The 6,518-nt window shown below is 68.2% G+C and carries 5 protein-coding genes and 1 pseudogene; 2 read left to right on the forward strand and 4 right to left on the reverse strand.

The features are described from left to right. The 3 genes and pseudogenes from BRAS3809_RS01395 to BRAS3809_RS01405 all read right to left on the reverse strand — a co-directional run. A pseudogene (locus BRAS3809_RS01395) lies at positions 1 to 362 on the reverse strand (efflux RND transporter periplasmic adaptor subunit); the annotation flags it as partial. Positions 363 to 534: 172 nt separating this feature from the next. Continuing rightward, positions 535 to 1,209 carry an OmpA family protein gene (locus BRAS3809_RS01400; protein ID WP_008960314.1) on the reverse strand — a complete coding sequence of 225 codons (675 nt, stop codon included), beginning with the start codon at positions 1,207 to 1,209 and terminating at the stop codon, positions 535 to 537. 143 nt (positions 1,210 to 1,352) lie between these two features. Beyond that, a complete protein-coding gene (locus tag BRAS3809_RS01405; RefSeq protein ID WP_035654912.1) occupies positions 1,353 to 2,897 on the reverse strand; it encodes a caspase family protein in 1,545 nt (514 codons plus the stop codon). 352 nt (positions 2,898 to 3,249) lie between these two features. On the opposite strand from BRAS3809_RS01405, the gene BRAS3809_RS01410 reads away from it, so the two are divergent. Beyond that, complete coding sequence (locus tag BRAS3809_RS01410) at positions 3,250 to 4,053, forward strand: N-acyl homoserine lactonase family protein (RefSeq protein WP_008960316.1); 804 nt, start codon at positions 3,250 to 3,252, stop codon at positions 4,051 to 4,053. Positions 4,054 to 4,445: 392 nt separating this feature from the next. Here BRAS3809_RS01410 and BRAS3809_RS01415 read toward each other — a convergent pair whose 3' ends face one another. Next, complete coding sequence (locus BRAS3809_RS01415) at positions 4,446 to 5,420, reverse strand: L,D-transpeptidase (RefSeq protein ID WP_008960317.1); 975 nt, start codon at positions 5,418 to 5,420, stop codon at positions 4,446 to 4,448. A gap of 212 nt (positions 5,421 to 5,632) precedes the next feature. Between BRAS3809_RS01415 and BRAS3809_RS01420 the strand changes: the two genes are divergently transcribed. Beyond that, positions 5,633 to 6,505 (forward strand): efflux RND transporter periplasmic adaptor subunit, encoded by an 873-nt coding sequence (locus BRAS3809_RS01420; RefSeq protein ID WP_008960318.1) that lies wholly within the window; start codon positions 5,633 to 5,635, stop codon positions 6,503 to 6,505. The last annotated feature ends 13 nt before the right edge of the window (positions 6,506 to 6,518 follow it).

Here is a 6,518-nt window from a genome sequence, read left to right on the forward strand (position 1 = left end):
CGCAGCGACACCGGGCGGCCGGCGGCGGCGGCCGGCGTCCCGGGCTGCGGCGGAGGCGGCGTCAGGCGCGCGAGCTCCTGGTTCTCGGTGACAGTGTCGCCCTCCTTGACCAGCACATCGGTGACCCGCGAGCCCTCCTGATCGGCGCCGACCACCGCCTCGCGGCGAGGCACGATGAAGCCGGTGACGCGGACCAGGTCGGAGAAGCAGGCCTTGCCGGCCTTGGTCACCAGCACCTGGGCCTGCATGCGCGGCTCCTCCGCGGCCTCGTGCGGGCGGTGCTCGTACCAGTAATAGGCCGCGAACAGGGCCACGAAGACCACGGCGGTGGCTACGGTTTTGAGGGATTTCGGCAGCGTCATCGGGGAGCAGATCCGGTCGGCGCGAGATGCGGTGTGACGATGGAGCGGGCACTCCCGCTGTGAGGGCGAGACAGGGTCCGACAAGACGATGCGTCCCGCAAGCCTGCGAGACGCATCCGCTGATGCCGATCCCTTGTCACGCGGCCCCCGACGCGCTGGTGGAGAGGCGGCGCTATTTGGCGGCCGCCGTCTTGCTCTGCATGTTGACGACCTGGACGCGGCGGTTCACCTCGGCCAGCGGCTGGCTCGGATCCTTCAGCTTGCTCTTGCCGTAGCCGACGGTGACCAGGTCGGCGCCGGCGATGCCGAACTTCTCGACCAGGTAGCGCTTGATCGAATCGGCGCGCCGCTCCGACAGGTCCTGATTGTAGGCGTCGCCGCCTGCGGCATCGGTGTGGCCGGCGACGACGAAGGTCGATCCCTTGAGGTCGGGGCTGGTCAGCGCGCGGCCGAGCGCCTGCACCGAGGGCATCGACTTCTGGCTGATATTGGCCGAGTTGTAGTCGAAGGTGATCTCGAGATCGATGTTCGGCTTGGTCTTGGCGACCGCCGCGATCTCCTCGCGCTCCGCCGTCGACAGCGAGCGGGTCGAGCGGCCGCGAATGCTCTGCAGGAACTTGTCCTGCTCCGGGTTGGCGGCGGGGGCGGCCTCCGCCTGCGGCGCCATCGACAGGCCGCGGGTCAGCGGCTTCTTCGGACCGGCCAGCGCGCGGACGATCTGGTCTTCGGTCACGTCCTCGGCAAAGGCCTGGGTGATGCTCAGCGTCACGGAAGCGCTCAGCATCGTGGCGACCAGGAGGCCGGTCAGGCTGGCGGCCTTAAACGGATTCGTCTTCGGTGCGGTCATCGCAATTCCCTCCTCGCGCAGAAACTCACGCGAACTCATGTCCCGCCTCGCCGCGAACGCCCGCTCACGACCTCGGCTGTTCGCGTTTATGTCGGTCCGACCGGTCCCGGGGTTCGAGACGGCCGGCTCGCGCGCGCAAAAATTCAGCGCACGCCGTAGCTCTCGAACTCGCGGACGATGTTCGGATCCATCGCCTTGGCATTGGCGATGTCGAGCGCGCCCTCCTGCGCAGCGCCGTTGCGCTGCTTGGCGAGGCCGCGCCCGTACAATGATGACGTCAGCCGCGGATTGATCTTCAGCGCGGCGTCGAAATCGGCGATCGCGTTCTTGGTGGCGCCGCTCTTGAGATTGACGAGGCCGCGGCTGTCGAGCGCGTCGACGAAATTCGGCCGCAGCCGCAGCGCCTCGTTGCAGTCGCGCAGCGCCGCCTGCAGCTCGCCGACGACGGTCCGCGCCCAGCAGCGGTTGTTGAGCGCCTCGACATCCTTCGGATTGATCCGGATGCTCTCGTCGAAATCGCGGATCGCCTGCGGATAGGCGCCCTTGCTGGCATAGACCTGGCCGCGCCGGTACAGCGCGGCGGCATCGTCCGGATTGGCCGCGATCTTGGCGGTCAGGCCCTTGATGGTCGGATCCTCTGACAGGGGATCCGCGGGCGGCGGGGGCGGCGGTGCCGGCACGTTGGCGGACGGCGTATTGTTGGCCACCACGGGCGGCTGCGGCGTCGGAACGGGCGGCGCAACGACGGGCGGCGGAGGCGGCGGCGTATCCACCTTCTGCACCGGCGGCGTCGGCGGCGGAGGTGGCGGCGGCACGGGCGGCAGTGGCGGCGCGACCACGACCTGGGTCGGCGTGGGCGAAGGCGTCGGAACCGCGACCGGCCCCGGCGGGCTGTCGGCCGGCGGATTGGGCCGCGGGCCACCCGCACCCGGCACGAACGAGAAATCCTCCGCCAGCGACGACGAGATCCACGGCACCTGCTCGCTGCGCGAGGCGCGGGTGACGCCGACGCGGGTGCGGTTCAGCGTCTCCTCTGCGGTGAGGTCGGGAACACGGATCTCCTTCAAGAGCTCCTGCACGAACAGGCTGCGATCACGGCCGGTGTCGGACACCACGGAGGAGAGCGCGGCCGAGTACATGACCAGCGTACCACTCGGCGCGATCACCGGCGCGAGCCCGGACGACGCGGTCCGGAACCGGCGCTCATAGGGATTGCGGCGAGAGGCATCGAGCAGCGCGATCTTGACGCCGGCACCGCGGCTGTTGATCTCCTGCAGCACCTGCTCGAGGCCGATGCCGTCGCGCCGCACGTCGGCTTCCTGCCAGATCTGCGCATCGACCGGGATCATGTAGCTGGTGCGGCTCGACTGGATGCCGTAGCCCGAGAAGAACAGCAGCGCGACCGAGCCCGGCTTGATCTTGCCATAAAGACGCTCGAGCGCGCGGCGCATCGTATCGCCGGTCGCGTTCTCCAGCGTCTCGACCGCGAAGCCGTCACGCTTCAGCTCGTCGGTGAGGTCGCGCGCATCGTTGATCGGTTCCTTCAACGGCGCCTCGGCATCGGGATATTTGGCATTGCCGATGACCAGGGCGAAGCGGTCGCCGGCCGCGTGCGCGGACCGGGAGAACCCGACCGACGTGGCAACAGAGACCATCAAGGCGAGCAGAAACAGCAGGCGGAAAGTCATCACGATGGCGGTCCAGCGGTCCAGCAAACAGGCGCCGTCCAGCTTGCGCCGCGGCGACATTAACCCACGCGTCAGGCATTATCAAATCGCCGTGACGACACGTCAACTGCTTGTGGCAGCTGAAGAATCCTCGCGAGCGGCAGCCGCTGACGAAAGCATCTCGAAGATCCTTTTCGTCCGACGACGTGGCCGACCATGCAGCGATCCCGGCGGCCCGTAATGTGAGAAGCCTCACGCTGTGTCGCCGCCGCCCGCGCTCCGGTTCGATTGCAGCGCGGTTGACCTCGTTGCGCAGCGGTGGCTCGATGCCGCCGGAGCCGAGCAACGACAAGCCAACCGACGGGACGACACGATGGGGAACGCCGAGATCTACGCGCTGCGCTATGCGACGATGGGATCGCGCAGCCTGCACATGAATTTCCTGCAGCCCGATCCGCACGATACGACGGCGCAGGACCTCGACTATTTCGTCTGGCTGATTCGCACCGGGGGCCGCGACATCCTGGTCGACACCGGCTTCAATGCCGCGGAGGCGCAGGCCCGCAACCGCAAGCTGACCCGCAATCCCGTCGACGCGCTCGCGGCGTTCGGCGTCAACGCCGCCGACATCCGCGACATCATCGTCACGCATCTGCATTATGACCACGCCGGCAATCTCGACCGCTTCCCGAACGCGCGCTTTCATCTGCAGGAGCGCGAGATGGCCTATGCGACGGGGCGCTGCATGTGCAACGGCCTGTTGCGCCACCCGTTCTCGGTCGAGCACGTCACCACCATGGTGCGCCACGTCTATGGCGAGCGCGTCACCTTCCACGCCGGCGAGGGCGAGGTCGCGCCCGGCATCACCGTGCACCGGGTCGGCGGCCATTCCGACGGCCTGCAGGTGGTCCGCGCCGCCACCGCGCGCGGCCCGGTCGTGCTCGCCTCCGACGCCGCGCACTACTACGCCAATCTGCAGCGCCGCAGCCCGTTTCCGATCGTCTACAATGTCGGCGACATGGCCCTGGGATGGGAGACGATCGAGCGGCTCGCGGGCCATCCGGACCGCTTCATCCCCGGGCACGATCCGCTGGTGACCGAACTGTATCCGCGCGTCAACGACGCGGCGGATGCGTACGCGCTGCACGTCGCGCCGAAGCGGTCGTTTGCGAAGTAATCACGTCACGAAGCGCCCCCGTAGGGTGGGCAAAAGCGCGTTGCGCAGTATCTCGGCGCCCACAAATCATCGGCGCCGTGCCCACCATCGGCATCACCACCGCGAATGGTGGGCACAGCGCGCGATATGTTCCCCGCTCAACTAGCAGGTCGGGCGCGCCTTTGCCCACCCTACGGCACTGTTAGTTGATCACCCACCGCCGTCGTCCCGGCCTTGAGCCGGGACCCATACTCCGCGGCGGTTGTGGTGAGCGGGATGCGACGCCGCGCCTGCCTCGAATGGTGTCCTGTGGTTATGGGTCCCGGCTCAAGGCCGGGACGACGGCGGAGGTTGCCGATGCGGCCTGGCTCTATTGAAGCCGGATGGCCGTGGCCGCAGCAAAGCTTACCCGCTCACCGCAGCTCCACCACCGCCTTCTTGGACAGATGCTGGCCGAGGAAGGTCGCGTCCCAGTTGGTGAGGCGGACGCAGCCGTGGGATTCTGTCTTGCCGACCTTGGAGGGCTCGGCGGTGCCGTGAATGCCGTAGCCCTGGCCGATCGACAGGCCGATCCAGTAGACGCCGACGGGATTGTTCGGACCCGGCTTGATGTCGAACGGCTTGCGCGCCTTCACGCCCTTGAACTTGTAGTCCGGGTTGTAGCGGTAGTTCGGGTTGGCATCGATCGATTCCACCTTGAAGCTGCCGACTGGCGTCGGCTTGTCGTCGCTGCCGACGGTGGCCGGGAACATCGCGACGCGGTTGCCGTCCTTGTCGAAGGCCTGCACGGTCTCGGCCTGCTTGTCGATGTCGAGGCGGGTGATCTCCGGCACCGTCTCGTCCGGCTTCATCACATTGGCGACGGCGATCTCCTCGCCGGCGTGCTCGAAGCTGCTCCTGGGATTGAGCGCCTTGAGCAGCGCCTCGCTCATGTGGAACTTCTCGGCCAGCGCCTCACGCGGCGAGGTGTAGCCGAGCCGCGGCAGGTCCTTCATGTCTTCCATGTGCCGGGGCAGCTTCTTCAGGAACGGGCCCCTCACGTCGTCACGGGTGATCTTGTAGGTCACGATCGCCGGGGCCTGGTCCTGGCGCAGCGCGTCCCACAATTCCGGCGTCAGGTTCGATCCGCTGGAGAGGCCCCGGGCGGCGGCGAAGGCCGCCAGCGCCTTGCGCGCATTGTCGCCGAAGCGGCCGTCGATCTCGCCGGGCGAGACATGGGCGCGGTCGAGCAGGACCTCGGCGCGGATCGCCAGCGGATCCATCTTGTCCTCGGCCGGCGGCCGGTTGCGCAGCTCGGCGGCGTTGACCGAATCGGCCGTCAACTCGGCGGCGGACGCCGGCATCGCGAGGCCGATCAAAAGCAGAAGCGGTATCCAGAGCCGAGCCATGAGCGTGAGTCCGAAGCGACAAGGACGGCATCAACGTGGCGGCTGCCGATAAGTTCGGCCGGCGATGAACGTCGCGGGGGTGTGGGGCGACTATGCAAGCAGATGGGTCTGCTGGCCCGGCGGTCGCGCGTCTGCTATCCCGGCGAGAACCGCGCAGTGAATTGGGGTCGCGAGGAATCGGGTTTCGCATGGGACAGTCCGGAGTTGCCGTCTTGAGCCGCCCGCTGGCGCTGGTCGCCGCAAGCCTCATGGCCGTGTCCCAGATGGCGCTGACCCCGGCGGCCTCCGCCGCCGACAATGCCGAGGCGCCGAAGGGCGCCGCGGTCAACGTGCTCAAGGCCGCCAAGGCCTGCTTCGACAACACTGTCGAGGTGTCCGGGATGGTGCTGGCGCGCGACGAGACTGCGGTCCGGCCGGACCGCCCGGGCCTCAAGGTCGCCGAGGTGATGGTCGATGCCGGCGACACCGTCACGGCCGGACAGAACTTGGCGCGGCTGACGCCGCCCGAGGGCGGCACGATCATGGTGCAGGCGCCGGTCGCCGGCACCATCCTCTCGTCCACCGCCACCATCGGCGCCTTCGCCTCGGGACGCGGCGAGGCGCTGTTCTCGATCATCGCCCGCAACGAATATGACCTGGTCGGGCTGGTGCCATCAGCCCAGATCGGCAAGCTCGCCGTCAATCAGACCGCGCGGATCCGTATCGTCGGGGCCGGCGAGGTCGACGGCAAGATCCGCCGCGTCGCGCCGACCGTCGAGCCGAACAGCCAGCTCGGCCAGGCTTTCATCGCCATCAACGGCACGGCGCGGCTGCTGGTGAACGCGTTCGGCCGCGCGGTGATCAAGATCGGCCAGAGCTGCGGCGTCGCGGTGCCGCTGACCGCCATCCTGTACGATTCCGACGGCACCGTCGTGCAGGTCGTGCGCGCGCAGCGGATCGAGACAAAGCGCGTCGAGATCGGCCTGATGGCCGGCGGCCAGGTCGAGATCAAGGACGGCCTCGCCGAGGGCGAAATCGTCGTCACCCGCGCCGGCGCCTTGCTGCGCGAAGGCGATCCGGTGCGCCCGGTGATGGCGAGCAATTGAGGAGCGGCACGAA

Origin of the sequence: Bradyrhizobium sp. STM 3809, from assembly GCF_000239795.1 — a bacterium.
In the GTDB taxonomy this organism is placed as follows: domain Bacteria; phylum Pseudomonadota; class Alphaproteobacteria; order Rhizobiales; family Xanthobacteraceae; genus Bradyrhizobium.

What these genes read in the sequence shown, in the direction of transcription:
- BRAS3809_RS01400 (WP_008960314.1), bottom strand. Translation starts at nt 1,209, where the DNA reads ATGACCGCACCGAAGACGAATCCGTTTAAGGCCGCCAGCCTGACCGGC.
- BRAS3809_RS01405 (WP_035654912.1), bottom strand. Translation starts at nt 2,897, where the DNA reads ATGACTTTCCGCCTGCTGTTTCTGCTCGCCTTGATGGTCTCTGTTGCC.
- BRAS3809_RS01410 (WP_008960316.1), top strand. Translation starts at nt 3,250, where the DNA reads ATGGGGAACGCCGAGATCTACGCGCTGCGCTATGCGACGATGGGATCG.
- BRAS3809_RS01415 (WP_008960317.1), bottom strand. Translation starts at nt 5,420, where the DNA reads ATGGCTCGGCTCTGGATACCGCTTCTGCTTTTGATCGGCCTCGCGATG.